General features: G+C 42.2%; 22 protein-coding genes and 2 pseudogenes. 20 read left to right on the top strand and 4 right to left on the bottom strand.

Going from position 1 to position 25547, the window contains the following annotated elements; all coding sequences use genetic code 11:
* Positions 1-19 precede the first annotated feature (19 nt).
* The 7 genes from mrdA to lipA all read left to right on the top strand — a co-directional run bounded on the left by mrdA (position 20) and on the right by lipA (position 7808).
* Complete coding sequence (gene mrdA, locus P3L56_RS05310; protein ID WP_042848372.1) at positions 20-1909, top strand: peptidoglycan DD-transpeptidase MrdA; 1890 nt, start codon at positions 20-22, stop codon at positions 1907-1909.
* A gap of 51 nt (positions 1910-1960) precedes the next feature.
* Entirely contained in the window at positions 1961-3073 is a 1113-nt protein-coding gene (gene mrdB, locus P3L56_RS05305; RefSeq protein ID WP_042848373.1) for a peptidoglycan glycosyltransferase MrdB, read from the top strand.
* A 13-nt stretch (positions 3074-3086) separates the two neighbouring features.
* Positions 3087-4058 (top strand): endolytic peptidoglycan transglycosylase RlpA, encoded by a 972-nt coding sequence (gene rlpA, locus P3L56_RS05300; RefSeq protein ID WP_048606341.1) that lies wholly within the window; start codon positions 3087-3089, stop codon positions 4056-4058.
* A 188-nt stretch (positions 4059-4246) separates the two neighbouring features.
* Entirely contained in the window at positions 4247-5458 is a 1212-nt protein-coding gene (gene dacA, locus P3L56_RS05295; RefSeq protein WP_042848376.1) for a D-alanyl-D-alanine carboxypeptidase DacA, read from the top strand.
* A gap of 135 nt (positions 5459-5593) precedes the next feature.
* Positions 5594-5857, top strand: coding sequence for a DUF493 family protein YbeD (gene ybeD, locus P3L56_RS05290; protein ID WP_042848378.1), 264 nt, complete (start codon positions 5594-5596; stop codon positions 5855-5857).
* 246 nt (positions 5858-6103) lie between these two features.
* Positions 6104-6718 carry a lipoyl(octanoyl) transferase LipB gene (gene lipB / locus P3L56_RS05285; protein ID WP_370661216.1) on the top strand — a complete coding sequence of 205 codons (615 nt, stop codon included), beginning with the start codon at positions 6104-6106 and terminating at the stop codon, positions 6716-6718.
* Positions 6719-6842: 124 nt separating this feature from the next.
* On the top strand, positions 6843-7808 hold the full coding sequence (lipA, locus tag P3L56_RS05280) for a lipoyl synthase (RefSeq protein ID WP_042848383.1): 966 nt from the start codon (positions 6843-6845) through the stop codon (positions 7806-7808).
* Positions 7809-7964: 156 nt separating this feature from the next.
* On the opposite strand, the gene cspE is transcribed toward lipA, so the two are convergent.
* Positions 7965-8174, bottom strand: a complete 210-nt coding sequence (gene cspE / locus P3L56_RS05275; RefSeq protein ID WP_014657708.1) for a transcription antiterminator/RNA stability regulator CspE — start codon at positions 8172-8174, stop codon at positions 7965-7967.
* 217 nt (positions 8175-8391) lie between these two features.
* Entirely contained in the window at positions 8392-8850 is a 459-nt protein-coding gene (locus P3L56_RS05270; RefSeq protein ID WP_042848385.1) for a methylated-DNA--[protein]-cysteine S-methyltransferase, read from the bottom strand.
* Positions 8851-9137: 287 nt separating this feature from the next.
* Between P3L56_RS05270 and nrdH the strand changes: the two genes are divergently transcribed.
* The 3 genes and pseudogenes from nrdH to P3L56_RS05255 all read left to right on the top strand — a co-directional run.
* The gene (nrdH, locus tag P3L56_RS05265; RefSeq protein WP_042848387.1) at positions 9138-9365 is read left to right on the top strand and encodes a glutaredoxin-like protein NrdH; all 228 of its coding nucleotides are present in this window, start codon (positions 9138-9140) and stop codon (positions 9363-9365) included.
* Positions 9366-9373: 8 nt separating this feature from the next.
* On the top strand, positions 9374-9787 hold the full coding sequence (nrdI, locus tag P3L56_RS05260) for a class Ib ribonucleoside-diphosphate reductase assembly flavoprotein NrdI (protein WP_042848388.1): 414 nt from the start codon (positions 9374-9376) through the stop codon (positions 9785-9787).
* A gap of 12 nt (positions 9788-9799) precedes the next feature.
* Positions 9800-10318 (top strand): annotated as a pseudogene (locus tag P3L56_RS05255) (ribonucleotide reductase N-terminal alpha domain-containing protein); the annotation flags it as partial.
* Positions 10319-10375: 57 nt separating this feature from the next.
* On the opposite strand, the gene P3L56_RS05250 reads toward P3L56_RS05255, so the two are convergent.
* Both P3L56_RS05250 and P3L56_RS05245 read right to left on the bottom strand, forming a co-directional pair.
* The gene (locus P3L56_RS05250) at positions 10376-11653 is read right to left on the bottom strand and encodes an ISL3 family transposase (RefSeq protein WP_000610829.1); all 1278 of its coding nucleotides are present in this window, start codon (positions 11651-11653) and stop codon (positions 10376-10378) included.
* A gap of 12 nt (positions 11654-11665) precedes the next feature.
* Positions 11666-12700, bottom strand: coding sequence for a permease (locus P3L56_RS05245; protein ID WP_029396327.1), 1035 nt, complete (start codon positions 12698-12700; stop codon positions 11666-11668).
* A gap of 111 nt (positions 12701-12811) precedes the next feature.
* On the opposite strand from P3L56_RS05245, the gene P3L56_RS05240 reads away from it, so the two are divergent.
* The 10 genes and pseudogenes from P3L56_RS05240 to emrB all read left to right on the top strand — a co-directional run bounded on the left by P3L56_RS05240 (position 12812) and on the right by emrB (position 25545).
* The gene (locus P3L56_RS05240) at positions 12812-13126 is read left to right on the top strand and encodes an ArsR/SmtB family transcription factor (RefSeq protein ID WP_000349485.1); all 315 of its coding nucleotides are present in this window, start codon (positions 12812-12814) and stop codon (positions 13124-13126) included.
* A gap of 173 nt (positions 13127-13299) precedes the next feature.
* Positions 13300-14925: pseudogene (nrdE, locus tag P3L56_RS05235) on the top strand (class 1b ribonucleoside-diphosphate reductase subunit alpha); the annotation flags it as partial.
* Positions 14925-15911 carry a class 1b ribonucleoside-diphosphate reductase subunit beta gene (nrdF, locus tag P3L56_RS05230; protein WP_261984780.1) on the top strand — a complete coding sequence of 329 codons (987 nt, stop codon included), beginning with the start codon at positions 14925-14927 and terminating at the stop codon, positions 15909-15911. The pseudogene nrdE and the gene nrdF, both read left to right, overlap by 1 nt.
* Before the next feature lie 727 nt (positions 15912-16638).
* Complete coding sequence (proV, locus tag P3L56_RS05225) at positions 16639-17838, top strand: glycine betaine/L-proline ABC transporter ATP-binding protein ProV (RefSeq protein ID WP_042848391.1); 1200 nt, start codon at positions 16639-16641, stop codon at positions 17836-17838.
* On the top strand, positions 17831-18994 hold the full coding sequence (proW, locus tag P3L56_RS05220) for a glycine betaine/L-proline ABC transporter permease ProW (RefSeq protein WP_042848392.1): 1164 nt from the start codon (positions 17831-17833) through the stop codon (positions 18992-18994). The genes proV and proW overlap by 8 nt, the downstream gene beginning before the upstream one ends.
* Positions 18995-19088: 94 nt before the next feature.
* Positions 19089-20084, top strand: a complete 996-nt coding sequence (gene proX / locus P3L56_RS05215; RefSeq protein WP_042848394.1) for a glycine betaine/L-proline ABC transporter substrate-binding protein ProX — start codon at positions 19089-19091, stop codon at positions 20082-20084.
* Positions 20085-20218: 134 nt separating this feature from the next.
* Positions 20219-21418 (top strand): MFS transporter, encoded by a 1200-nt coding sequence (locus P3L56_RS05210; RefSeq protein ID WP_042848397.1) that lies wholly within the window; start codon positions 20219-20221, stop codon positions 21416-21418.
* A gap of 663 nt (positions 21419-22081) precedes the next feature.
* Positions 22082-22597 carry a transcriptional repressor MprA gene (mprA, locus tag P3L56_RS05205; RefSeq protein WP_042848398.1) on the top strand — a complete coding sequence of 172 codons (516 nt, stop codon included), beginning with the start codon at positions 22082-22084 and terminating at the stop codon, positions 22595-22597.
* Positions 22598-22813: 216 nt separating this feature from the next.
* Complete coding sequence (emrA, locus tag P3L56_RS05200) at positions 22814-23995, top strand: multidrug efflux MFS transporter periplasmic adaptor subunit EmrA (RefSeq protein WP_042848400.1); 1182 nt, start codon at positions 22814-22816, stop codon at positions 23993-23995.
* A 14-nt stretch (positions 23996-24009) separates the two neighbouring features.
* Positions 24010-25545 carry a multidrug efflux MFS transporter permease subunit EmrB gene (gene emrB, locus P3L56_RS05195; RefSeq protein ID WP_042848401.1) on the top strand — a complete coding sequence of 512 codons (1536 nt, stop codon included), beginning with the start codon at positions 24010-24012 and terminating at the stop codon, positions 25543-25545.
* Positions 25546-25547 lie beyond the last annotated feature (2 nt).

Genomic DNA, 25547 nt, shown 5'->3' with positions numbered 1-25547 from the left:
AGTTCAAAATGGCAATGGGATGAAAACACAACGCACCCCTTTTCGCGACCACACCGCAGAATCTGTTTTGTTTATCCGCCGAGCGCTTATTGCTTTCGGCGTGATTGTCATTTTAACCTCGATCCTCGTGACCAATTTGTACCATTTACAAATTGTTCGCCATGAGGATTACCAAACTCGCTCTAATGATAACCGAATCAAATTGGTGCCCATTGCACCAAGCCGTGGCATTATCTACGATCGGCAAGGAACACAGCTCGCCCTAAATAGCACTTTTTATCAGTTAGAAATCGTGCCAGAGAAAGTCGATAACCTACAAGAAACCTTAGACAAACTTCGTGATATCGTTGATTTAACCGATGAGGATATTGCTAATTTTGAAAAAGAACGTAAGCGCTCACGTCGTTTTACCTCTATCGCCTTAAAAACACAATTAAATGAAGTTCAAGTGGCTCGCTTTGCCGTAAACCAATACCACTTCCCCGGTTTAGAAGTTAAAAGTTATCAACGTCGCTCCTATCCATATGGTTCTGCATTGACCCATGTCATCGGCTACGTCGCTAAAATTAATGATAAAGACATCGAGCGCCTTGATAAAGACGGGTTATTACCTAACTATGCGGCTAGCCATGATATTGGTAAATTAGGCATCGAGCGTTATTATGAAAGTGTATTACACGGTAAAACAGGCTATGAAGAAGTCGAAGTTAACAGCCGAGGGCGGGTTATTCGCCAGCTTCATGAACAACCGCCTCAAGCTGGCCGGGATATCTATTTAACGATTGATCTCGAGTTACAAATCTATATTGAAAAATTATTAACCACTAGCCGTGCTGCTGTCGTAGTGACAGACCCACGCAACGGGGAAATACTGGCGCTGGTTTCTAACCCAAGCTATGACTCAAACCTGTTCGTCAACGGTATCTCAAACAAAGATTACCAAGCGTTACTGAATAACCCTGATAGGCCGTTGATTAACCGAACAACCCAAGGGCTTTACCCCCCAGCCTCAACCGTAAAACCCTTTATTTCTGTTGCCGCATTGAGTGAAAAAGTCATCACGCCCAACACCACAATATTTGACCCCGGTTGGTGGCAACTCCCCGGCTCAGAAAAACGCTACCGAGATTGGAAACGCTGGGGCCATGGTAAGCTGAATGTGATGAAATCTATTATTGAGTCTGCAGATACCTTCTTCTACCAAGTTGCCTATGATATGGGTATTGACCGTCTCTCTGTATGGATGACCCGCTTTGGCTTTGGCGAGTACACTGGGATCGACCTTGCCGAAGAGCGTTCAGGCATTATGCCTACTCGTGAGTGGAAACAAAAACGTTATAAGAAACCTTGGTACCAAGGGGATACTATTCCAGTCGGGATCGGCCAAGGCTATTGGACTGCTACCCCAATTCAAATGTCAAAGGCCTTAATGACCTTAATCAATGACGGTCAGGTCAAAACGCCTCACTTACTTTATGGCACCAAACTTGGTAATGCCATGGTGCCTTATGAAGATAAAGAAACCACTCAAATTGGGGACATTCATTCGGGTTATTGGGAACTCGCTAAACAGGGGATGTATGGCGTAGCCAATGCACCTAATGGTACAGGTCGTCGTAGTTTTATCGGTACCCCTTATAAAGCTGCCGCGAAGTCTGGAACGGCTCAAGTCTTTAGTTATGAAACCTATAATGCAAGTAAACTCGCCGAGCACTTGCGTGACCATAAATTGATGATTGCTTATGCGCCTTATGATAAGCCAACTATCGCTGTCACTATTATTTTAGAAAATGGCGGCGCAGGTCCTTCTGTAGGGGACATAGTGCGGCAAATATTTGACCATGTTCTTCTTGGTGATAACCGTACAGAAATTGCCACCTCACCAACTAGCGCTGGGGAGGACCGCTGATGTCCCGTTCAAGCTATCAGCTTCAACCAAATACAGTGAGCTATAAAAAAGATGACAGACGATAAGAAAAAAATTTCATTATCAACACGTCTGCACATAGATGTGCCTATGCTATTAATTATCATGGCATTGCTTGCCTATAGCGCGTTTATTATGTGGAGCGCTAGTGGTCAAGACCCTGAAATGATGGAGCGAAAGCTAGGGCAAATAGCTTCTGGCTTTATTGTAATGATCGTTATGGCTCAAATTCCCCCTCGAATGTATGAAAATTGGGCTCCACATCTGTTTATCTTTTGTGTCATTTTATTAGTTTTTGTCGATGTGTTTGGGCAAATCAGTAAAGGGGCCCAACGTTGGCTAGACCTCGGTTTTATTCGTTTCCAACCTTCAGAAATTGCAAAGATAGCGGTGCCACTTATGGTTGCCCGCTTTATGAATCGTGATTTGTGTCCCCCTTCATTTAAAAATACACTGATTGCACTCGTCCTCATTTTTGTACCGACATTATTAGTGGCTGCACAGCCTGACCTTGGAACATCAATCCTTGTGGCGGCTTCGGGGTTATTTGTCTTATTTCTTGCTGGGATGAGTTGGCGGCTGATTGCTATTGCTGCTATCGCCCTAGCGGCCTTCATTCCATTGCTGTGGTTCTTCTTGATGCATGGCTACCAACGGGCTCGTGTCATGATGTTATTGGACCCAGAAACTGACCCATTAGGTGCGGGCTACCATATTATTCAATCAAAAATTGCGATTGGTTCTGGTGGGTTAATGGGGAAAGGTTGGCTGCACGGTACACAATCACAACTTGAATTTTTACCTGAAAGGCACACTGACTTTATTTTTGCTGTATTAGCCGAAGAACTTGGCTTAGTCGGTGTTCTTATCCTTCTTGGCTTATATATTTTGCTGATTATCCGCGGGCTCTATATTGCCGCCAGCGCACAAAATACCTTTGGTCGAGTGATGGTTGGTGGTTTGATCTTAATCCTTTTTGTATATGTGTTTGTGAATATCGGCATGGTCAGTGGTATATTACCTGTCGTTGGCGTTCCCCTCCCCTTAGTGAGTTATGGCGGTTCTGCCTTAATTGTTTTAATGGCTGGATTCGGTATTATCATGTCGATACATACACACCGAAGATTCCTTTCAAAAAGTTTATAAAATGAGGCTTAGTATGCGTTTACAATGGATAATGCTTGGTGTCACTGCCGCGCTACTTAGTGGCTGTGTTACAGAAGAGGTTAAGCAACCCGCCCAAGTGCCAACCAATGTGCCCACTCAAGATGTATTAGGTGCTGAACCTCATTATGAGCCATATCACCCAACAGCAAATAGTGATTACTCACGTAATGGCCAGCAATACCAAATCGTACGTGACCCGGCACAATTTAGCCAAGTTGGCTACGCTTCAATTTATGGTGCTGAATCAACAGGCAATATGACTGCCATTGGTGAACGAGTTAACCCCGTAGAATTAACCGCAGCACACCCGACTTTGCCAATCCCTAGTTATGTGCGTATTACCAATATGATGAATGGCCGCATGATGGTGGTTCGAGTCAACGACCGTGGCCCTTATATGCAAGGTAAAAGCATTGCTATTTCTCGGGCTGCGGCTGACCGCTTAAATTTATTACCAACCACTAAGATTAAAATAGACGCTATCCAAGTCGCCCAAGACGGTACACTTTCTGGTACCGGTACTGTCGGCTCTAATTTTGTTAAGCAGAGCTATGCACTACCTGGGCGCCCACAGCTAGGTTCAGGCCCTATGGGAACGCCTGTGATGGAAAACTTACCAACGCCAGAAAATGCGTTGCCTGTCCAACAGCCCAAAGAACCTATGCAACCAGTGATGCCAGATATGAGCTTACAAACCCCTACGCCAGAGCCACAACCCGCGGCCGAAGAAGCGGTGCCTGAGCGTGGCTTTTTAGTCCAAGCGGGTGCAATTAGCAGCCAACCGAACGCACAAAAAATGCTGGATGAACTAAAAACACAATTTAATGTTCCTGGGCGTTTACAACCCTACAATGGTATCTACCGGGTTCAATTAGGGCCGTTTAGTACTCGACAACAAGCTGTTGAAGTACAGGGCCGTCTACAATCAGAAAAAAACCAAACTTCGATGGTAGTCGCACCTTAAATCTGAATACATACCAAACATTTTAGGTCTCTCAACATTGTGATGATGTTGATGGGGCCTAAAGTATGACTGTATCAAACTGACAAAAATAATTGGTGGAGCGCAAAAGTGGCTTTTTTCTTGCCCTATTCTTTTGCTAAACTGCGCCTCCTTGTGTTAACCGAATTTCGGATGTAAATGGTAAAACCATGAATAATGTCGCTCCATCACGCATCGTGCGTTATACAGTGCTGGGTTCTGCTCTGCTTCTTTTGACTGCCAGTATTGCAAATGCCAATGACAGCTTTCCAAATACTTCAATTCCCGCAGCACCAGCCATAGATGCTGAAGCCTATATACTCATTGATTATAATTCAGGAAAAGTCCTCGCTGAAAGTAATGCGGATCAGCGTCGTGACCCAGCCAGTTTAACCAAGATGATGACCAGTTATGTTATTGGTCAGGCGATTAAATCAGGTAAAATTGGTGCAAATGACATAGTCACCGTGGGTAATGATGCATGGGCAACCGGTAACCCTGTGTTTAAAGGCTCATCCTTGATGTTCTTAAAACCAGGAGATCGAGTCAGCGTTTCTCAACTGACTCGTGGGATTAACCTGCAATCAGGTAACGATGCTTGTGTTGCAATGGCTGATTATATCGCTGGAGATCAAACCAATTTTGTTCAATTAATGAATGGATATGTGAATAAATTAGGTTTGAAAAACACCCATTTTGAAACTGTTCATGGCTTAGATGCAGAAGGCCAGTATAGCTCCGCACGTGATATGGCGCTTATTGGTCAAGCTTTAGTACGTGATGTACCAGAAGAATATGCCATTTACAAAGAAAAAGAATTTACCTTTAACAACATCCGCCAAATTAACCGTAACGGTTTGTTGTGGGATAAGAGCCTTGCTGTTGATGGGATCAAAACAGGTCACACAAATGCCGCAGGTTTCAACCTTGTTGCATCCGCAACAGATGGTGATATGCGTTTAATTTCCGTTGTGATGGGTGGGAAAAGCAGCAAAGGACGTGATGCTGAAAGTAAAAAATTACTCACTTATGGTTTCCGTTTCTATGAAACAGTTAAACCATTACAAGCTAACGTTGATTTTGCGAGTGTTCCTGTTTGGTTTGGTGATGAAAATGAAGTGAAATTAGGTGTAGTGGATGACCTATACTTAACGATACCTCGGGGACGGTTAAAAGATTTAAAAGCCAGCTATGAACTGTCAACGACAGAATTACAAGCGCCTTTGACCAAAGGTCAGCAAGTCGGTACGATCAGCTTCCAGCTCGATGGAAAAACTATTGAACAACACCCTTTAGCCGTTCTAAAAGATGTTGAAGAAGGTGGCTTTTTCAGCCGATTAATTGACTATATCAAACTATTATTTCACCGTTGGTTTGGCTAGGGCTTGAAACAAAAATAAATCACCCCCATATAGTAAGCATCGAAATGTTTGTTGGATGAATACTTTTGATTGGCTGGTTTAATACCAGCCAATCTTTTTCAACCAGCGACACAATTTAAAAAATTAGGAGTGCCCATGAAAACGAAATTAGGTGAACTGCTTGAGTTCCCATGTCCATTAACTTACAAAGTGATGGGCTTGGCACAGCCTGAGTTGGTTGATCAAGTGATTGAAGTTGTTCAGCGTCATGCGCCTGGTGATTACTCTCCCGATGTAAAACCAAGTAGCAAAGGCAACTATCACTCAGTTTCTATTACTATTAATGCAACACATATCGAACAGGTTGAAACCTTGTATAGCGAATTAGGCGCATTAGAATTAGTTAAAGTTGTGCTTTAATCAACGAGTAAATAAAAAACCAAATAGTGAAGTGACCCCCAATAGCTGGACAACCAATTACTGGGGGTTTTTTATGCCAAAATACAGCCGAGATTTAAAAATTATCATTGCTAACCATTAATTCTTTATCTACTCACTTATATACAACAAGCTAATACCTTGACAACTTGATGTGTAACAAACATAGGCGTTATACTGACCTAACGATAATGACAACGTGGACGCTTAATTTTGTCAGACAGAAGTATAATCATCCGCCAACTTGGCCTCGCGCCTTACCAACCCGTTTCTGATGCGATGCACCAATTTACGCAATGCCGTACGCCTGAAACCTGCGACGAAATTTGGCTCGTTGAACACCCCCGAGTATTTACTCAAGGCCAAGCCGGTAAAGCCGAGCACGTACTTGCTCCTGGCGATATCCCAGTCATTCAAAGTGATCGGGGGGGCCAAGTTACCTACCATGGCCCCGGCCAGCAAGTCATGTATGTTATGCTAGACTTAAAACGCAATAAACTTGGTGTGCGTGAGTTAGTCACCGCACTAGAAAACACCGTTGTGAATACCCTCGCCCATTTTCATATCGAAGCTTACCCTCGCCCCGATGCGCCCGGTGTATATGTTAACGGGGACAAAATTTGTTCTCTTGGTTTACGCATTAGGCAAGGCTGTTCTTTCCATGGACTTGCTTTAAATATCGATATGGACCTTGAGCCATTTAACCGTATAAACCCTTGTGGTTACAGTGAATTAAAGATGACTCAGATTAGTGATCTTGCTCCCAAAGTGTCATTATCTGATGTTCAGCCTGTGCTAATCCGTCAATTCTGTGACACACTAGGATTTCATATTGTTCAATAATAATGCTATAATTTTTTAACATTTTTAAACTATTTTTTAATGAATGGGTTACGGCTTTCCATTCGGTTTTATTTAGAATTAAAAATTATCCATCAGCATAAAAGATAACTGGAACCGTCATATTATGAGTAAACCAATTCAGATAGAACGCGGAATTAAATATCGTGACGCCGACAAAATGGCGCTGATCCCTGTCAAAAACGTTGTGACTGAACGAGAAGAAATTCTACGTAAACCTGACTGGATGAAAATTAGGCTTCCCGCTGACTCAACTCGTATTCAAGGCATTAAAGCCGCTATGCGTAAAAATGGTCTACATTCGGTATGTGAAGAAGCCTCCTGCCCAAACCTTTCCGAGTGCTTTAACCATGGTACAGCAACCTTTATGATCTTAGGTGCTATCTGTACTCGACGTTGCCCATTCTGTGATGTTGCCCACGGTCGTCCAAACGCGCCAGATGCCAATGAGCCAGAAAAATTAGCGCAAACAATCAAAGATATGGCATTACGGTATGTCGTTATTACTTCTGTGGACCGAGACGACCTACGTGATGGTGGCGCACAGCACTTTGCGGATTGTATTCGTGCTATTCGCGAAAAAAACCCTTCAATTAAAATTGAAACATTAGTCCCTGACTTTCGTGGGCGTATGGATCGCGCACTAGAAATTCTGACCGCAACGCCACCAGATGTCTTTAACCATAATCTTGAAAACGTACCACGCGTTTATCGCCAAGTTCGCCCAGGCGCGAATTATGAATGGTCATTAAAATTACTCGAAAAATTTAAAGAAGCGCACCCTGATATCCCAACTAAATCAGGGCTAATGGTTGGGTTAGGCGAAACGAACGCCGAAATTATTGAAGTTATGCGTGATTTACGCCGTCATGGCGTAACAATGCTAACGCTTGGTCAATACTTGCAACCGAGTCGCCATCATCTGCCTGTAAAACGCTATGTTAGCCCAGCTGAGTTTGACGAAATGAAAGAAGAGGCAATGGCAATGGGCTTCACCCACGCAGCTTGTGGGCCTTTTGTACGCTCGTCTTACCATGCAGACTTACAAGCTAAAGGTGAAGAGGTCAAATAACCCCTAGCTTTTTGGTACGCTACATTATTTCTATAAAGCCGGATTCAACCTATTTGTTTAAATCCGGCTCTTGTCTTTTACTGCTTAATAAAAAACTCGCCCCAGTTAACTAGAGCGAGTTTATAGCTGTTAGTTTCTAATTGTTAATTATTAAAATTACAGAGAGACAACGTTAACAGCAGATGGGCCTTTAGCACCTTCAGTGATTTCAAATTCGACTTTCTGGCCTTCCGCTAAGGTTTTGAAACCTTCGCTTGCAATCGCAGAAAAGTGCACAAATACATCTTTGCTACCATCTTCTGGAGTGATAAAACCAAAACCTTTAGACTCGTTGAACCACTTAACGTTACCTTTAACTTTAGACATCAAATTATTACCTTTAAAATAAAATAGACACACCATCTGTATCAGGCTCAGTACATCAGATATCTAAGTTACTTGTCTACAACCTAGATCACGAAAATTGACTAAAAAAGTAAAAATATATTATTTATCGGTATTATCTGTGCAAATTCCACCCATAATTCTTACAAATAGCAATTATTACAACTAATAGTATTAGCTATAGTGAATTATTTAGATATTACTTCTCATGCAATAGTAACCAACCTTTAATATCTAGGCCGCCAGTATAACCGACTAGCTTTCCATCATGCCCTAATACACGATGACAAGGTACAATTAAAGAAATGGGGTTACGTGAATTAGCCATTCCAACAGCACGACAGTAATTTACAGAACCTAACTTTAAAGCCAAATCCTTATAGCTCCATCGCTCACCATAAGGTATCCCACATAAATGCTTCCAAACTTTCTTTTGAAACTCAGTTCCCTGAGGATTTAAAGCAACCGTAAAAACTTTTCTTTTATGACTAAAATATTCTTTTAACTCTTTCACGCAAAGTTTGGAGTGTTCATTCTTAATTTCTTTTTCTGTTTTTTCTTCAACAAAGTACAGGCTCGTTATTCCGTCATCATCAGCCGTAATATGGATCCACGGTTTAGGAAACTTTTCCGGTGTTTCTAAATATTGATGGTACATAGTATCTCCTTAAAAGGAATCAATTACCTGATTGTATATACAGTTATAGAGTAAATTATTTCCGCTTTGCAATAATCTTTTTTCTTAGTGTCACCAACTGAATCACTAAATCCACTTATTTTTTATTTTCAATGTTAATAACAACCTAGCAAATAATTAGAATAATTATCATTCAACTTTTCATATCCACTACATATTGTGTGGTTGATAAATAACTCACCCATATATAGTATTTACTTATTAATCTTGTTGGCTATGACACGTTAAAAAATCAAAAGGTAAATAATATGACTGAGATTACCATTTATAGTAAGCCTAATTGCGTTCAATGTAATGCAACATACCAAGCGCTAGATCGCAAACAAATTTCCTATCAGGTAATTGACCTCACTCAAGATGACCAAGCCCTTGAGCTAGTTAAAAAATTAGGCTATCAACAAGTCCCAGTAGTCATTGCTGGGGACAAACATTGGTCTGGGTTTCGTCCAGATATGATTAGCTTATTAGCGGCCTAGAGGTTCTTATGGCAACGGAAGCGCTTATCTATTTTTCCAGTCGTTCTGGAAATTGCCATCGCTTTGTTAAAAAGTTAGGCCTTCCAGCAACACGGCTCCCCATTGGTCGCCAAGAAAACAGCCTAATTGCAACAAAACCTTATGTTTTGTTGCTGCCTACTTATGGTGGTGGAGGCTTAAAGGGTGCTGTCCCAAAAGAAGTGATCCAATTTCTAAATATTGAAGCCAATCGCTCACTTATCCGTGGAGTGATCGCTGCGGGTAACACCAACTTTGGCGATGCCTATGCCATTGCTGGGGATATTGTCGCGCAAAAGTGCCGTATTCCTTACCTTTACCGTTTTGAGCTTCTTGGCACAGAAAAAGATGTTCAATCCGTTAAGCAAGGCCTTCAAATATTTTGGCAGCGCACTGACAACTAGAGTTATTTCAAAATGGATAAAATGCAAAATACCACTGATATAGACTATCACGCACTTAATGCTATGTTGAATTTATATGATAGCGAAGGCCACATTCAATTTGATAAAGACAAGGAAGCTGCACATCATTATTTTAGGCAACATGTAAATCAAAACACTGTATTTTTTCATGACTTAAAAGAAAAATTAGATTTCTTAGTGCAAGAAAACTATTACGAAAGTAGCGTATTAGGTCAATATGATTTTGAGTTTATCAAATCATTATTTAAACGAGCTTATGCGCATAAATTTCGTTTCCAGACTTTTTTAGGTGCCTTCAAATATTACACCAGCTATACCCTAAAAACCTTTGATGGTAAACGTTATTTAGAGCGTTATGAAGATCGTGTCTGTATGGTGGCATTAACACTTGCACAAGGCTCAGAAAGCCTCGCGATGTTATATGTGGATGAGATCATCAGCGGTCGTTTTCAACCTGCTACCCCCACATTCCTGAATTGCGGTAAAAAGCAAAGAGGTGAACTAATTTCGGGTATACGGATTTAATGGTTGATGGGGCACCTTTACCCCACCAACCTGATACCATTATCAGATGGTTGATAGATCGACCCCGTAGTTGAGTTCCTCTGCGAAGTCCGGCAGTCCGTAACCGATGGTTTTCTTGTAGAACGGAGAGACCTTCGCGGTCGGGGCCTTCTTCTTGTGCTTCGTGGTGTAGAGCATTCGTGCCCGCATCACCTCGAAGGAGTAACCACGTCCTTCACGGTTCTTGTCCTTGGCCAGTCGGTTGATGGACTCCGTGTAAGCGTTGGTGACGGGCATGTCCGTCTCGAAGTAGGTCATGATCTCTTCGCGCCAGTTGCCTACAGCCCTGACCAGATCGCTCCAGACTTCCTTCTGGCCCTTCGGGATGGTGGCTATCCACTCGTCCAGGGCGGCTTCTGCCTGGGGCCGTGTGGTAGCGTCCCAGATGCCGTAGAAACGTTCCTTGTGCTCGTAGGCGGCCAGCAGTTGTGGGAATGCGCCGGTCCAGGTCTCCATGATGAGGCGTTCCCGGTTTGAGACTTCGTGAGCGCGTTTCAGCAGGATTTTCCGGTCACCCTTGAGGGTTCGGCTCTGGGAGGGCATCAGCTCCTTCCTGAGGCCCTTGCGCACCTTCTCCAGGGCATCGTTGGCCATGCGCACCACATGGAACTTATCGACCACGATGCGGGCCTGTGGCAGCACCGCCTTGACCGCTGCTCGGTAGGGATTCCACATGTCCATGCTGACGATCTTGACCTTCTGCCGGTCTTTCATCTTCATCAGGTAGTTGGTCACCACGTCCTGACGGCGGGTGGCCAGCAGGTCGAGCAGGGTCCTCTCCTCGATGTTGGTCAGGATGCAGCGGTAGCGCTTGTTCAGGTACAACTCGTCAATGCCGAGAATGCGGGGCGTCTCGAAGCGGTGCCAGCGCCCCAGGAATTCGGCGCGGGCGTTGAAAATGTCGCGTACCGTCTTCTCGTCCAGGCCCGTGGTATCAGCCACGTAGGCGTAGGGGTGATTGAAGGCTTCCTTCTCCACGTACTCATGCAACCGCAGCGTCATGCGGAAGCCGTCCACCATCTCCGGTAGCTGGGGCCTGAAGGTGGTCTTGCAGGCCCGGCAGGTGTACCGGCGACGAACTACCCAGAGGGTGACCCGCTTGCCGTGGATGGGCAGGTCACGATAGGGAACATCACGCTTGCCGAACCGCACGAACTCACCCTGCACGCAGCACCCCTCGCAGGCTACTGGTGTAGGTGCTTCAAGCCGAAAATGTATGTCTTCATTCTGCTCATCAGAATCCACCAACTGGTAACCAGGAAGGCTTAACGAATTAATCATCTCCCGCCTTGATCAGAAAAACAGGTAGGTGGCGTAACCGGCAATCATCGCCATAGCAAAAATGACTGCTAAAAACGCCGCTAAAAGCTTCAGCGTGAACAAAGAGCGCAACAGAATGAGCTCAGTCAGGCTGGCTCCGGCACTGCCGATGATCAACGCAAGCACCGTCCCGGCACCCACGCCTTTGGCCATCAGAGCCGCTGCCAGAGGTATGACGGCTTCAGCGCGAATATACAACGGCACGCCGATGACAGCGGCAACTGGAATGGCAAAGGGATTATCTGGGCCTGCATACTGCTCCAATAAGTCAGTGGGCATGAAACCATAGATCACGCTGCCAATCGCAATAGCGATGAGCAGGTAAGGCAACACATCGATAAAGTCCGACCAAGCTTCCCGCCACACACCATTGTACTTCCCTTCTTTCTTAACCGTGACAGTGGGTTGACTGTCACAGCATTCGCTAGACGTAGAGACTGTTGTCTTCCTATCAGCCCCGCAAGAAGCCGTCTTCGGAGTGGTGTCGCAGCTGTTGGTGCCGCAACTCGATGCGGTCGATGTAGCACTGCACGGGCTTGCTGATGAACTACATCCACTGCTCTCTTGTGTCGCCGTCCGGCGCACATAACGCTCGAAGCCAAGCGTGTGAAGCAGCCATCCGGCACCTACCGCGACCACCAAAGCGGCGAGCACATAGATAGCAGTAAGTGTCCATCCAAACGTGGCAACCAGCAGGCCGACGACGATAGGATTCAGCAACGGAGATGTGAAAAGAAACACCATCATCGGCCCAAAACCGGCCCGTGCCTGAATCAACCCTTTCAACATGGGGATAGTCGAGCAACTACAGAAGGGCGTTATAGCTCCTAAACCAGCAGCAAGAAAATAGCCTCGCTTCCCACTGGAAGTCAGTAACGCTTCCACCTTGGATGGTGGGATGTGACGTTGAAGAACTCCGACCAGCAAGCTAATGCCAATGAATAAAACCGATAGCTCGATAGCGAGAAAGGCGAACATGCCTAGAGCGTCTTGGAGTTGAGGTGACATTCAATATTACTCCTATATTTCTAGTTTTATCGAAATGATGTACGCAGTCTACTTGCGTTTATCCGACCTGTCAACTATAATTCTAGAAACATCGAATTATTGGGGCGTGCTATGGATCACGAAAAGGTTGCAGCCAGCTTAGCTGAGCTAGGGAATAGTCACCGACTGTCCGTGTTCCGCTTTCTGGTCAAAGCTGGCCATGATGGGGCTTCGGTCGGAGATATCCAGAAGGGGCTGGGTATTCCTGCTTCGACGCTATCACATCACCTTGCGCGCATGGCCAAGGTAGGGCTGATCCGGCAGGAGAAACATAGCCGCACGATTGTCTGTATACCCGAGTATGGGCACCTAGAGAATTTGATCGGTTTCTTACAAGAGGAATGTTGTGCAGGTGTCCGGATTGCGCATGAACCAGAACCGCTTTGACGCTTGCCCAGCTCTCGCTGTCCTCCCTAGTCAGCATCGCTATGAAGACTCAGGCGAAGGTGGAAACAGAAAATTGGCAGTAGAGTAGGCTGAAGAGGATCAATCAGATAATCCGCTGAGAAAGATTTTCTTCTTTACATCTTTGACATTTTATCAACCAGAAATTCCGGATACCCCTAATTTCTTGTTTTCTTTTGAGAATCGAAGACAACATGGAATCCATCGGTCGCTCCGTAAATTCAGCATTACAATTATCCAAGCGTGGCGGTGGTGTCGCATTTTTAATGAGCAACTTACGTGAACAAGGCGCTCCAATAAAATTGATTGAGAATCAATCATCTGGTGTAGTCCCTGTCATGAAAATGCTAGAAGATGCCTTTTCCTACGCTAACCAATTAGGGGCTCGTCAAGGTGCCGGAGCCGTTTATTTACACGCGCATCATCCTGACATTATGCGTTTTCTTGATACTAAACGGGAAAATGCCGATGAAAAAATACGCATCAAAACGCTTTCTCTAGGGGTTGTTATTCCTGATATCACTTTCCAGTTAGCAAAAGATAATCAAGATATGTATTTGTTCTCTCCTTATGATATTGAACGCATATATGGTGTTCCAATGTCCGAAATTAGTGTGACAGAGAAATACCATGAAATGGTAAATAACAAGGGGATCAAAAAATACAAAATTAATGCGCGAGAATTTTTCCAAACCTTAGCTGAAATTCAATTTGAATCGGGATATCCCTATATTCTCTTCGAGGACACTGCCAACCGGGCCAACCCAATCGCAGGGCGAATTAATATGAGCAACTTGTGTTCGGAAATACTGCAAGTTAATCGCCCTAGTACTTATGAAGATGATTTAAGCTACCAACAGATTGGTAAAGATATTAGCTGTAACTTAGGTTCAATGAATATCGCTAAAACAATGGACTCCCCTAATTTTGCTCAGTCTATTGAGGCTGCTGTGCGGGCTTTAAGTGCAGTTTCAGATATGAGTGATATACGCTCAGTCCCTTCTATTGCACAAGGTAACCGCCAATCCCATGCCATTGGCTTAGGGCAAATGAATTTACATGGCTACCTTGCAAGGGAGCACATTCATTATGGTTCTGAAGAAGCGTTGGATTTTACCAATATTTATTTTTACTGTGTCACTTATTATGCGCTAAAAACATCCAACCAATTAGCCAGAGAAAGAAAAACTGCATTTGTTGGCTTTGAACACTCTACATATGCCTCTGGTGAATATTTCGATAAATATATCAACAACCTTTGGTTACCAAAGACACAGAATGTGCAGGAATTATTCCGACGTTCGGGTATCGAAATTCCAAGTCGTGAAGATTGGCTAGCCTTGAAACAGTCAATTATGACCCACGGAATTTACAACCAGAATCTGCAAGCTATCCCTCCGACAGGTTCAATTTCCTATATTAATAATTCAACATCTAGCATTCATCCTATCGTTTCACGAATAGAAATTCGTAAAGAAGGTAAAATTGGGCGCGTCTACTACCCTGCTCCTTTTATGGATAACAAAAATCTAGAGTATTACCAAGATGCTTACCAAATCGGGCCAGAAAAAATTATTGATACCTATGCAATGGCCACTCAACATGTTGACCAAGGTTTATCTTTAACCCTATTTTTTAAAGATGATGCCACTACCCGCGATATCAATCGTGCGCAAATATATGCATGGCGAAAAGGGATAAAAACACTGTATTACATTAGGTTACGCCAAACCGCCCTAGAAGGAACCGAAGTCGAAGGCTGCGTATCTTGCACTCTGTAATAGGAAAAAATCAAATGACCACCAGCACATCTTATACACCTGTTAAAGCTATCAACTGGAACCGACTTCAAGACGATAAAGATTTAGAAGTTTGGAACCGGTTAACCACCAACTTTTGGTTACCTGAAAAAATCCCGCTCTCCAATGACACACCATCTTGGAACACGCTTACTGCGGCAGAAAAACAGCTCACTATTCGAGTATTCACTGGCTTAACGTTACTCGATACCATCCAAAATACGGTTGGTGCTCCTTGTTTAATGCCTGATGCTCAAACCCCTCATGAAGAAGCCGTATTATCTAATATTAGCTTCATGGAAGCGGTACACGCTCGGTCTTATAGCTCAATATTTTCAACATTGTGCTCGACCACTGATGTCGATGACGCATACCGTTGGAGTGAAGAAAATACAGCGTTACAGAATAAAGCCAAAATCATCCTTTCTTATTATTGCAATTCACATCCACTGAAGAAAAAAATTGCGAGTGTATTTTTAGAATCATTCCTTTTTTATTCAGGGTTTTATTTACCTATGTATTGGTCAAGTCGAGGTAAATTAACTAATACCGCAGACCTCATTCGATTAATTATTAGGGATGAAGCTGTACATGGATATTATATTGGCTATAAATTTCAAAACTCATTACAACAATATGATAATGAAGTACAAAAAGAAATTAAAGATTTCACTTTTTCATTATTACTTGATTTATATGAAAATGAAGTTAAGTATACGCAAGAACTGTATGACTCGGTGGGTTGGTCAGAAGATGTAAAAAAATTCCTTCATTATAATGCGAATAAAGCATTAATGAATTTAGGTTATGAAGCATTATTCCCAGATACAGTGACAGATGTTAGTGCTGCAATATTATCCGCATTATCCCCAGATGCGAATGAAAACCATGATTTCTTTTCGGGCTCTGGCTCATCTTATATTATTGGAAAGGCAGTAAGTACCGAGGATGATGATTGGAACTTCTAATAAACCAGTAAATTTAGTTTATCTATCAAAGCAAATCCCCTAAAAAACTATATCATGATGAATAATAATGATTTTATTTATCATGATATTTTTTAGCTCAAAAAACAGACAATTCATTTCGTTTTTTATATGTATATCTGTTTGATTACTCATTTTTAATGAGTCAATCTGGCAAATTATTTGAAAATAATCCATATTTCAATTATTTTTGATAAGATAAATTAATATAAACTAGTGTATATTACATTTATTTTTCTACTCTAAATGTTAATTTTTATCCGTATTAATAATAAATTAAAAACTTATTACTCCAATAGATTGTATTAAATGCGCTATCTAATAAATTCAGTCTCACCAGTTAGTTAACCTATAGGATCTTAAATTAACGCACTAACGAATTAGGCTAATTATTTCTTTAATCAGCAAGAATAATTCGTCTTTTCTGCATGTGATTTTTTTGATTAATTATGCTTAACCGAGGGTTGTCAGTCGATTTTATTATGCTAGGGTTTATTGCTTGCAAGTTTTGCTAATAACTAAAACAGGAATAATTAAATTTAAACCATAATGATCGAACCCATTAAACTAAAATAGGAATTTCTGCCCTAATAATTTTCAACCGATAGTCGCAATTTTAAAATATTGTTTAAGCTATCACGACAGAATTAATCACATTCAATATGGGCAATCATTCTTCCTTATTGATTGAAAGTTGGGTAAATAATATATGGCAACAAAATTAGAAGTTAAAAATTTATATAAAATTTTTGGGGAAAATCCTGATCCGGCCTTCAAGCTACTGAAATCAGGAATGAGTAAAGATGATATCTTTGAAAAAACAGGCCTAACCGTAGGTGTTCAAGATGTTAATCTGACGATTGAAGAAGGCGAGATCTTTGTCGTGATGGGGCTTTCTGGCTCAGGGAAATCCACGTTGGTACGCCTCCTCAATCGCCTGATAGAACCGACAAGTGGCCAAGTCATGATTGATGGAGAAGACATCTCCGGTATTACTGACAAAGCACTGCGTGAAGTTCGACGAACTAAAATCAGTATGGTGTTTCAATCATTTGCACTTATGCCGCATATGAACGTGATTGATAACACTGCTTTTGGTATGGAACTTTCTGGTATTTCGAAAGAAGAACGGCATAAAAAAGCAATGGATGCCCTTCAACAAGTCAACCTAGAGAAATGGGCTAACTCATACCCTGATGAACTGTCAGGAGGTATGCGTCAACGTATAGGGTTGGCAAGAGCACTAGCCAATGACCCTGATATCCTATTAATGGATGAGGCTTTTTCTGCGCTAGATCCCTTGATCCGAACTGAAATGCAAGATGAGTTGCTCTCTTTACAAGGGGATAAACAGCGCACCGTTGTTTTTATTTCCCATGACCTTGATGAAGCCATGAGAATTGGTGATCGCATTGCCATCATGCAAGGGGGAGTCGTTGTTCAAATAGGCACTCCAGATGAAATTCTGAATAACCCTGCGAATGATTACGTCAAAACATTCTTCCGTGGCGTTGATATTAGCCAAGTCTTTAGCGCCAAAGATATTGCTCGTCGGCGACCTGATGCTCTTTTACATATCGCACCGGGTTTTGGTCCGCGTTCTGCCCTTAAAGTTCTAAATGACGAGGACCGCTATCATGGTTATTTGATCTCTCGAGGTCATACCTTTGTCGGTGTCGTTTCTGTTGAATCCCTCGAAAAAGCGCTCCGTGAAAAAGCCGGTATTGAATCTGCAATTTTAACCGATATCGAGCCTATTCAAGGCGATACATCTTTGAATGAAGTTATCTCAACTGTAGCGCAAGCTCCTTGTGCGGTACCAGTCATTAACGAAAAAAATCGTTATTTGGGGGTAATTTCGAAAGGAATGCTGTTGCAAGCACTGGATAAGGAGACGCCAAATGAGTAAACATAATCAAGAACAAACAACTAACCAGCAAGATCCATGGGCGGATGCTTCAGTGCAAGAAGCCCCAACACAAACCCCAGAAACTGCTGCTGATGATCCATGGGCTGCGAGCTCCGATAATAGCCAAACATCTTCAGATGACCCATGGGGTAATGCCCCAACAACAGATGCACCAGCGGAATCTGGCAGCAACGACTGGTTAGATGCAGCGCCAACAGATGGCGTATCAATTGATCAATTTAACTTTATGGACCCATTTCAGCACACATTGTTACCATTAGATTCGTGGGTAACTCACGGTATTGATTGGGTAGTACAAAATTTTCGCCCAGTATTCCAAGCTATTCGTGCACCAATTGATTTTATTCTCAGTGGGTTCGAGCAATTTTTAACCTCCCTGCCCTCCCCCGTTGCCATTATTTTATTTGCTTTATTAGCATGGCAATTCGCAGGAAGAGCAATGGGTATTGCAACATTCGTTTCAATGATTGTTATCGGGGCAATCGGAGCATGGTCAGAAGCCATGGTCACATTATCATTAGTATTAACGTCTCTGTTATTTTGTATTGTTATCGGGTTACCCCTCGGAATATGGCTTGCACGTAGTGATAGAGCAGCAAAAGTAGTCCGTCCACTACTCGATGCCATGCAAACAACACCCGCGTTTGTCTACCTAGTCCCCATTGTGATGTTATTTGGTATTGGTAATGTACCTGGCGTGGTGGTCACCATTATTTTTGCATTACCCCCGATCATTCGTTTAACCATTTTAGGTATTAAACAAGTCCCAGCAGACTTAATTGAAGCCGCAGAGTCATTCGGAGCCAGCCCTAGCCAAATGCTATTCAAAGTCCAGTTACCTTTAGCTATGCCGACAATTATGGCAGGGGTAAACCAAACATTGATGTTAGCACTATCCATGGTGGTGATCGCCTCTATGATTGCTGTCGGGGGCTTAGGACAAATGGTTCTACGCGGGATAGGACGCTTAGATATGGGATTAGCCTCTGTTGGTGGGGTTGGGATCGTCATCCTTGCTATCGTATTAGACCGCTTTACACAATCGTTAGGCCAAGATACACGTGGCAAAGCACTATCACGCTGGTATCAAAAAGGCCCTATTGGGTTAATCACTCGCCCATTCAGTAAAAAATAAACACGTTCAACACATCCTCCATCCACGATAGAGCCATTATTTGGCTCTTCGCTTGCAAAGCCAAGCGACGAACCAAAATAGAAGGATAAACATAATGAGAAAGCCAATTATTCTTGCAACTGCCCTGACTGCTATTCTTAGCTCTTCACTCGCGTATGCGGAGTCATTACCGGGTAAAGGAATTAAAATAAACCCTGTACAAAGCACCATCAGTGAGGAAACATTCCAAACCTTAATTGTCTCAAAAGCCCTTGAAAAGCTCGGCTATGATATTAACCCTATCAAAGAAGTGGATTACAACGTTGCCTATTCCTCTATTGCCAATGGAGACGCAACTTTCCTAGCCGTAAGTTGGGTACCTTTACATGATGCACAATATGAAGCTGCCGGTGGTGATAAAGCCTTTTATCGCCAAGGGGACTATGTTGTCAATGCAGCACAAGGCTATTTAATTGATAAAAAAACCGCTGATAAATATAACATTACCAACATTGAGCAATTAAAAGACCCAAAAATCGCAAAATTATTTGACTCTAACGGTAACGGTAAAGCGGACTTAACTGGCTGTAACCCCGGTTGGGGCTGTGAAGCTGCGATCAATACACATTTAAAAGCTTACGACCTTGAAAAATCTATCGATCACAATCAAGGAAACTACGCGGCTATGATGGCCGATACCATCACGCGCTACAAAGAAGGGAAACCTATTTTCTACTATACCTGGACCCCTTACTGGATCAGTGATGTGTTAAAACCAGGCCGTGATGTAGTTTGGTTAGAAGTGCCTTTCTCGGCAATGCCGAATGGTGAAAAAACAGATACTACGCTTCCTAATGGCAAAAACTATGGTTTCCCACCAAACACAATGCACATTGTAGCGAATAAAAAATGGGCTGCCGATAACCCTGCTGCGGCGAAATTGTTTTCCATTATGAAATTACCTATTGCCGATGTGAATGCGCAAAACTTAAGGATGCATAATGGAGAAGCTTCTCAAGCTGATATTGAACGCCATGTGAATGGATGGATTAAAGCACACCAATCCACTTTCGATGGCTGGGTTGAAGAAGCAAAACAAGCTGCCAAATAAGTTAAACTACTGAGCAAAAACTAAAAACCATCTTCTTCTTGAAGATGGTTTTTTTTATAAATAGCGAAAAGAAATAAACCAAGCTTTTGAATTTTGTTTATAGTATTTGCCTAATTGATGATTGGTAATAAAAAATGAAACAACCACAAACGGCTGAACTCACTACTGGCCTAACCATTTTAATGGCAATTTCGACAGGTTTAGTTGTCGCTAGTAATTACTATGCTCAACCTCTGTTAGAGACTATTGCCGAGCAATTTAACCTTACCACCAATATGGCTGGGTTTATTGTGACCGCTGCCCAGTTGGGGTACGCTGCTGGTTTACTATTTTTAGTCCCTTTAGGGGATTTATTTGAACGTAAACGCTTAATTTTGGTTATGACCTTTCTTTCCGCGTTAGGTCTCCTAATTACAGCTTTATCAAATCATGTATGGCAAATATTATTAGGTACAGCTCTCACTGGTTTATTTTCAGTGGTCGCTCAAGTACTTATTCCACTAGCAGCATCTATCGCCAAACCACATCAACGCGGTAAAGCGGTTGGTATCATTATGAGTGGGTTACTGCTTGGAATTTTACTTGCAAGGACAGTTTCAGGGGCTGTCGCCATGGTGGGTGGCTGGAGAGCTATCTATTGGGTAGCTTTCGCTTTATTGATCCTATTGATGATTGTGCTAGCCATCAAATTGCCTCGCTATCACCAAAAAACCAATCTGAACTATTTTCAGTTACTTGGCTCTATCGGTCGCTTATTTTTTGGTACTCCCGTGCTTGCCGTAAGAGCCTCGCTCGGAGCACTTTCATTTGCTAATTTTGGTTTACTATGGACAGCGATGGCTTTTTTATTGGCAAGCCCACCGTTTAATTACTCTGAAGGCACTATTGGCTTATTTGGTCTGGTTGGGGCTGCTGGAGCATTCATGGCATCTCAGGCAGGACATCTTGTTGATAAAGGGAAAGGCAAACTCCTGACCACAATTGGGCTCGTTTTGTTGTTGTTATCGTGGATACCTATAGGGTTAGCTAAACACTCTCTCGTTGCATTTATTATTGGCGTCTTAGTTCTCGACCTTGCAGTACAAGCTGTTCACGTAACAAGTCAAAGTACGTTATACCGTATTTTACCAGAGGCTCGTAATCGGCTTACTGCCGGTTATATGACCAGTTATTTTATTGGTGGAGCGCTAGGCTCACTACTTTCGGGTTATGCTTATGAACATGCAGGATGGGAAGGCGTAGCCATTTCCGGTGTTATCTTAACTGCAATCAGTTTAATTATTTGGGCAATTGGTATTCGTTTTGACCCTACCATCACCGCGCAGGATCAATAACGTTTCTGCAGATAAAAACGCAGCTAACATTTCAGACAAAATGCTAGCTGCAGTGCTTTAACACATAAACAAACCTAACATATCAAAGTGATACCCTATAAGTTTATCAAATAAATATTTTGAATATTGAATTAATAAATATTCATATATTCATTAAATAGTTTTATTTGTTATAATAACTAAGGCGAAAGTTAGCAAATGACACTGTTAAACAAATACTATATCTTAATTAAAAGGTATACTAATAGTTAGTTGTGGCAATTATTAACACATAGAATAATATATAAATTAAACAAAACTCGGTATTTATACGTAATAATTAAAATGTTCCATCTAACTTGTAATTATTGAGTAATAAAAAAAGTGGTATTGAGTTAATGTGATGTGATTATATATTGTTTTATATGATTATATTTAGTGCCTAAATCGATTTATTTTTGGTTGCTTCATAACCAATCATGTCTAAAAAAGCAAAAATGATTGGTTACGCTATACTGAAACCTGTAAATTACATTCATAAAATTTATGAATGATGTATCATAATCAAAATAAAATCGACGGTATTAAGTAAGTATAATTGCTAATTCTATCTTTTAATATACCATTTAGGTGGTTGATGACAGTTGTAATCTTACCAACTGAAACTAATAAGGTATCCAAATAATGGAAAGTTCATTTACACCGACTGAAGAACTACTAAACGCTCGTGTTGCACAGCAAGATTCACATGAAGCACCGATTCCGTATCAAGAAATTCTCTTAACACGCCTATGTATGCATGTTCATGGCAAGCTACTTGAATCACGTAATAACATGTTAAGAGCTCAAGGTATTAATGAAACTTTATTCATGGCATTAATGATCCTTGATACAAAAGACTCCCGTAGTATCCAGCCCTCTGAACTTAGTGCAGCACTCGGTTCCTCACGAACCAACGCCACACGCATAGCCGATGAGCTTGAAAAAAATGGTTGGATTGAACGTAAAGAAAGCCATAACGACAGACGTTGCCTACACTTGCATTTGACTGAGAAAGGAACTGAATTCTTAAATGGTTTATTGCCACCTCAGCATGGCGCCCTTATTGATATTTGGTCTGTTTTGGATGCTAATGAAAAACAACAGCTGGATATGCTGATGCGTAAATTACTCACCAAACTGGATACGATAAAAGATTAACCATGATCTTTATAGGGTTAATGTATTTGAGGCATTCTTACGCTCAAAGGTGAAAAAAAACTTTTCAGCTAACAATATTTCGTTATCCTTTCATTCTTATGCTTTGCGATATCCCATCGAGCAGCAAAATCATTTGTAGTCTTAGTTTCCAGTGGTTAATCCCTAACTACTGGAAACAATTGTGATCCCTATCCATCGAACATGGAGAATATGAGTATGAGTTCCCCTGAGGAAATGCAACAAACGCAGACTCCCCAACCAAATAAAAAAAGACAACGTAGAAATGCGCTCGTGTTTTTAACCATTATTTTTATTGCTATTGGCGTTGGCTGGGCTGTTTACTGGTATCTCGTACTTCGTCATTATGAGTCTACAGACAATGCATATGTCGCAGGTAACCAAGTACAAATTCAATCTCAAGTTTCTGGAAGTGTCATGACGGTCAATGTTGATAACACTGACTTCGTCAAAAGTGGGACCACGCTAGTCACGCTCGACCCTAGGGATGCAGAAATAGCACTTGAAAAAGCAAAAACAGAACTTGCCAATAGTGTGCGCCAAACACGCCAACACATAATTAACAGCCGCCAATTGCAAGCGAACATTGCCGTTAAGCGTTCAGAACTTAACCGATTACAAAATGATTTAAAACGCAGAGAAGTTCTAGGTAGTAGCAATGTTATCGGCAAAGAAGAACTACAACATGCCAGAGAGGCTGTCGTCAGTGCAAAAGCCGCATTAGATATGGCAATTGAACAGTACAATGCCAATCAAGCCATTGTTCTTAACACCCCAATAGCAAAACAACCCGCTGTAGAACAAGCCGCAACACAAGTGAGAAACGCTTGGTTAACCTTACAACGAACTAAAATCGTCAGCCCCGTCGATGGTTATGTTTCCCGCCGCAGTGTACAAGTAGGTTCACAGATTACGCCTTCAACACCATTAATGGCTATCGTCCCTTCTAGTGGCATGTGGATTGACGCTAATTTTAAAGAAACTCAACTTGCGGATATGCGTATTGGCCAAACTGCAAAGGTCACCACTGATTTCTACGGTAAAGATATTGTTTTCAATGGAACCGTCGTCGGTTTAGATATGGGGACAGGAAGTGCATTTTCATTACTCCCTGCACAAAATGCGAGCGGTAATTGGATCAAAGTCGTACAACGTCTCCCCGTTCGTATCGCCTTAGATGCTAATCAAGTTGAAGAGCATCCCCTGCGCATAGGGTTATCAACTGAAGTGACCGTCGATACTTTAAATAAAGATGGCAAAGTACTTTCTAAAGGCATGCGCGATACACCTGCATACCACACTGCAGCATTAGCCGTTGATATGTCACCTGCCGATAAAATAGTTACTGAGATAATTAATAATAACTCAGGGAATAAATAAGTGAGGGAGCAACCGTGACGCCAGCACCGTTAACAGGATCAAAACTTGCTTGGATGACTATTGCCCTTTCATTGGCAACCTTTATGCAAGTACTTGACTCTACGATTGCTAACGTAGCGATCCCAACTATTGCGGGTAACTTAGGTGCTTCTAACTCACAGGGAACTTGGGTAATTACCTCCTTTGGTGTCGCTAATGCAATTTCAATTCCAATCACTGGCTGGCTAGCTCGCCGGATAGGCGAAGTAAGATTATTTTTGTGGTCGACAGGGCTATTTGCTTTAACTTCATGGCTATGTGGCATTTCTAGTAGTTTAGAAATGCTAATTTTATTCCGTGTATTGCAAGGCTTAGTTGCGGGACCACTGATCCCATTATCTCAGAGCCTGCTTCTTAATAACTACCCACCAGCTAAGCGAAATATGGCATTAGCTCTTTGGTCAATGACCATTGTCATTGCGCCTATTTGCGGGCCAATTCTTGGTGGGTACATTAGTGACAACTATCATTGGGGCTGGATATTTTTTATCAACGTACCATTTAGTATCGCGATTATTTTTGCCATCATGAAAACACTAAAAGGTCGTGAAACAAAAATATCGATACAACGCATTGATACTATTGGTTTAGTATTGCTTGTAGTAGGGATTGGCGCACTACAAATCATGCTTGACCAAGGCAAAGAACTCGATTGGTTTAACTCTACCGAAATTATTGTTTTGACCATAATTGCCGTTGTTGCTATTGCTTTCCTGATCGTATGGGAGCTCACGGATGAACACCCCGTAATTGACCTTTCACTATTTAAAGAACGGAATTTTACTATTGGCTGCTTATCCCTAAGCCTCGCTTACATGCTATATTTTGGGACCATTGTATTACTGCCCCAATTATTGCAGGAGGTTTACGGCTATACCGCAACATGGGCAGGCTTGGCTTCTGCACCCGTTGGTTTATTACCCTTGTTAATTACCCCAATAATTGGTCGTTTTGGTAACCGAATTGACATGCGCTATCTGGTTACATTCAGCTTTATTATCTATGCTGTTTGTTACTATTGGCGAGCTTATACCTTTGAACCGGATATGAGTTTCGCAGCAGCAGCATGGCCACAATTTGTACAAGGCCTAGCCATCGCCTGTTTCTTTATGCCACTAACAACCATTACCTTATCAGGCCTACCGCCTGAGAAAATGGCTTCAGCATCCAGCCTATCCAACTTTACCCGTACATTAGCAGGGGCAATAGGGACATCGATTACTACCACGATGTGGACACAAAGGGAATCAATGCACCATGAAAACCTCACAGAGTTTGTCAACCCTTACAACCCTAATGCCCAATATATGTATCATGAACTGGCAAAGATTGGTTTGAATGAGCAACAAAGTGCTGCATATTTAGCGAAAACCATTACAGACCAAGGGCTTATTATCTCCGCAAATGAGATCTTTTGGTTATCCGCAGGGATTTTTATCTTATTAATGGTCATTGTTTGGTTTGCAAAACCCCCATTCGGTGCAGGTTCAAAAGGTGGTGGTGCACATTAGCC

This window comes from Providencia sp. PROV024 (genome assembly GCF_032709665.1).
GTDB lineage: Bacteria > Pseudomonadota > Gammaproteobacteria > Enterobacterales > Enterobacteriaceae > Providencia > Providencia huashanensis.
Note: the sequence above shows the minus strand (reverse complement) of the source record. Positions and strands in the feature narration are given on the sequence as shown.

Excerpts from the sequence above, each read along its gene's own strand:
- proX (WP_042848394.1), top strand. The coding sequence starts at position 19,089 with ATGAGAAAGCCAATTATTCTTGCAACTGCCCTGACTGCTATTCTTAGC.
- P3L56_RS05245 (WP_029396327.1), bottom strand. The coding sequence starts at position 12,700 with ATGTCACCTCAACTCCAAGACGCTCTAGGCATGTTCGCCTTTCTCGCT.
- P3L56_RS05210 (WP_042848397.1), top strand. The coding sequence starts at position 20,219 with ATGAAACAACCACAAACGGCTGAACTCACTACTGGCCTAACCATTTTA.
- proV (WP_042848391.1), top strand. The coding sequence starts at position 16,639 with ATGGCAACAAAATTAGAAGTTAAAAATTTATATAAAATTTTTGGGGAA.
- P3L56_RS05240 (WP_000349485.1), top strand. The coding sequence starts at position 12,812 with ATGGATCACGAAAAGGTTGCAGCCAGCTTAGCTGAGCTAGGGAATAGT.
- P3L56_RS05250 (WP_000610829.1), bottom strand. The coding sequence starts at position 11,653 with ATGATTAATTCGTTAAGCCTTCCTGGTTACCAGTTGGTGGATTCTGAT.
- cspE (WP_014657708.1), bottom strand. The coding sequence starts at position 8,174 with ATGTCTAAAGTTAAAGGTAACGTTAAGTGGTTCAACGAGTCTAAAGGT.
- mprA (WP_042848398.1), top strand. The coding sequence starts at position 22,082 with ATGGAAAGTTCATTTACACCGACTGAAGAACTACTAAACGCTCGTGTT.
- P3L56_RS05270 (WP_042848385.1), bottom strand. The coding sequence starts at position 8,850 with ATGTACCATCAATATTTAGAAACACCGGAAAAGTTTCCTAAACCGTGG.
- mrdB (WP_042848373.1), top strand. The coding sequence starts at position 1,961 with ATGACAGACGATAAGAAAAAAATTTCATTATCAACACGTCTGCACATA.
- nrdH (WP_042848387.1), top strand. The coding sequence starts at position 9,138 with ATGACTGAGATTACCATTTATAGTAAGCCTAATTGCGTTCAATGTAAT.
- emrA (WP_042848400.1), top strand. The coding sequence starts at position 22,814 with ATGAGTTCCCCTGAGGAAATGCAACAAACGCAGACTCCCCAACCAAAT.
- lipA (WP_042848383.1), top strand. The coding sequence starts at position 6,843 with ATGAGTAAACCAATTCAGATAGAACGCGGAATTAAATATCGTGACGCC.
- mrdA (WP_042848372.1), top strand. The coding sequence starts at position 20 with ATGAAAACACAACGCACCCCTTTTCGCGACCACACCGCAGAATCTGTT.
- dacA (WP_042848376.1), top strand. The coding sequence starts at position 4,247 with ATGAATAATGTCGCTCCATCACGCATCGTGCGTTATACAGTGCTGGGT.
- proW (WP_042848392.1), top strand. The coding sequence starts at position 17,831 with ATGAGTAAACATAATCAAGAACAAACAACTAACCAGCAAGATCCATGG.
- rlpA (WP_048606341.1), top strand. The coding sequence starts at position 3,087 with ATGCGTTTACAATGGATAATGCTTGGTGTCACTGCCGCGCTACTTAGT.
- nrdI (WP_042848388.1), top strand. The coding sequence starts at position 9,374 with ATGGCAACGGAAGCGCTTATCTATTTTTCCAGTCGTTCTGGAAATTGC.
- ybeD (WP_042848378.1), top strand. The coding sequence starts at position 5,594 with ATGAAAACGAAATTAGGTGAACTGCTTGAGTTCCCATGTCCATTAACT.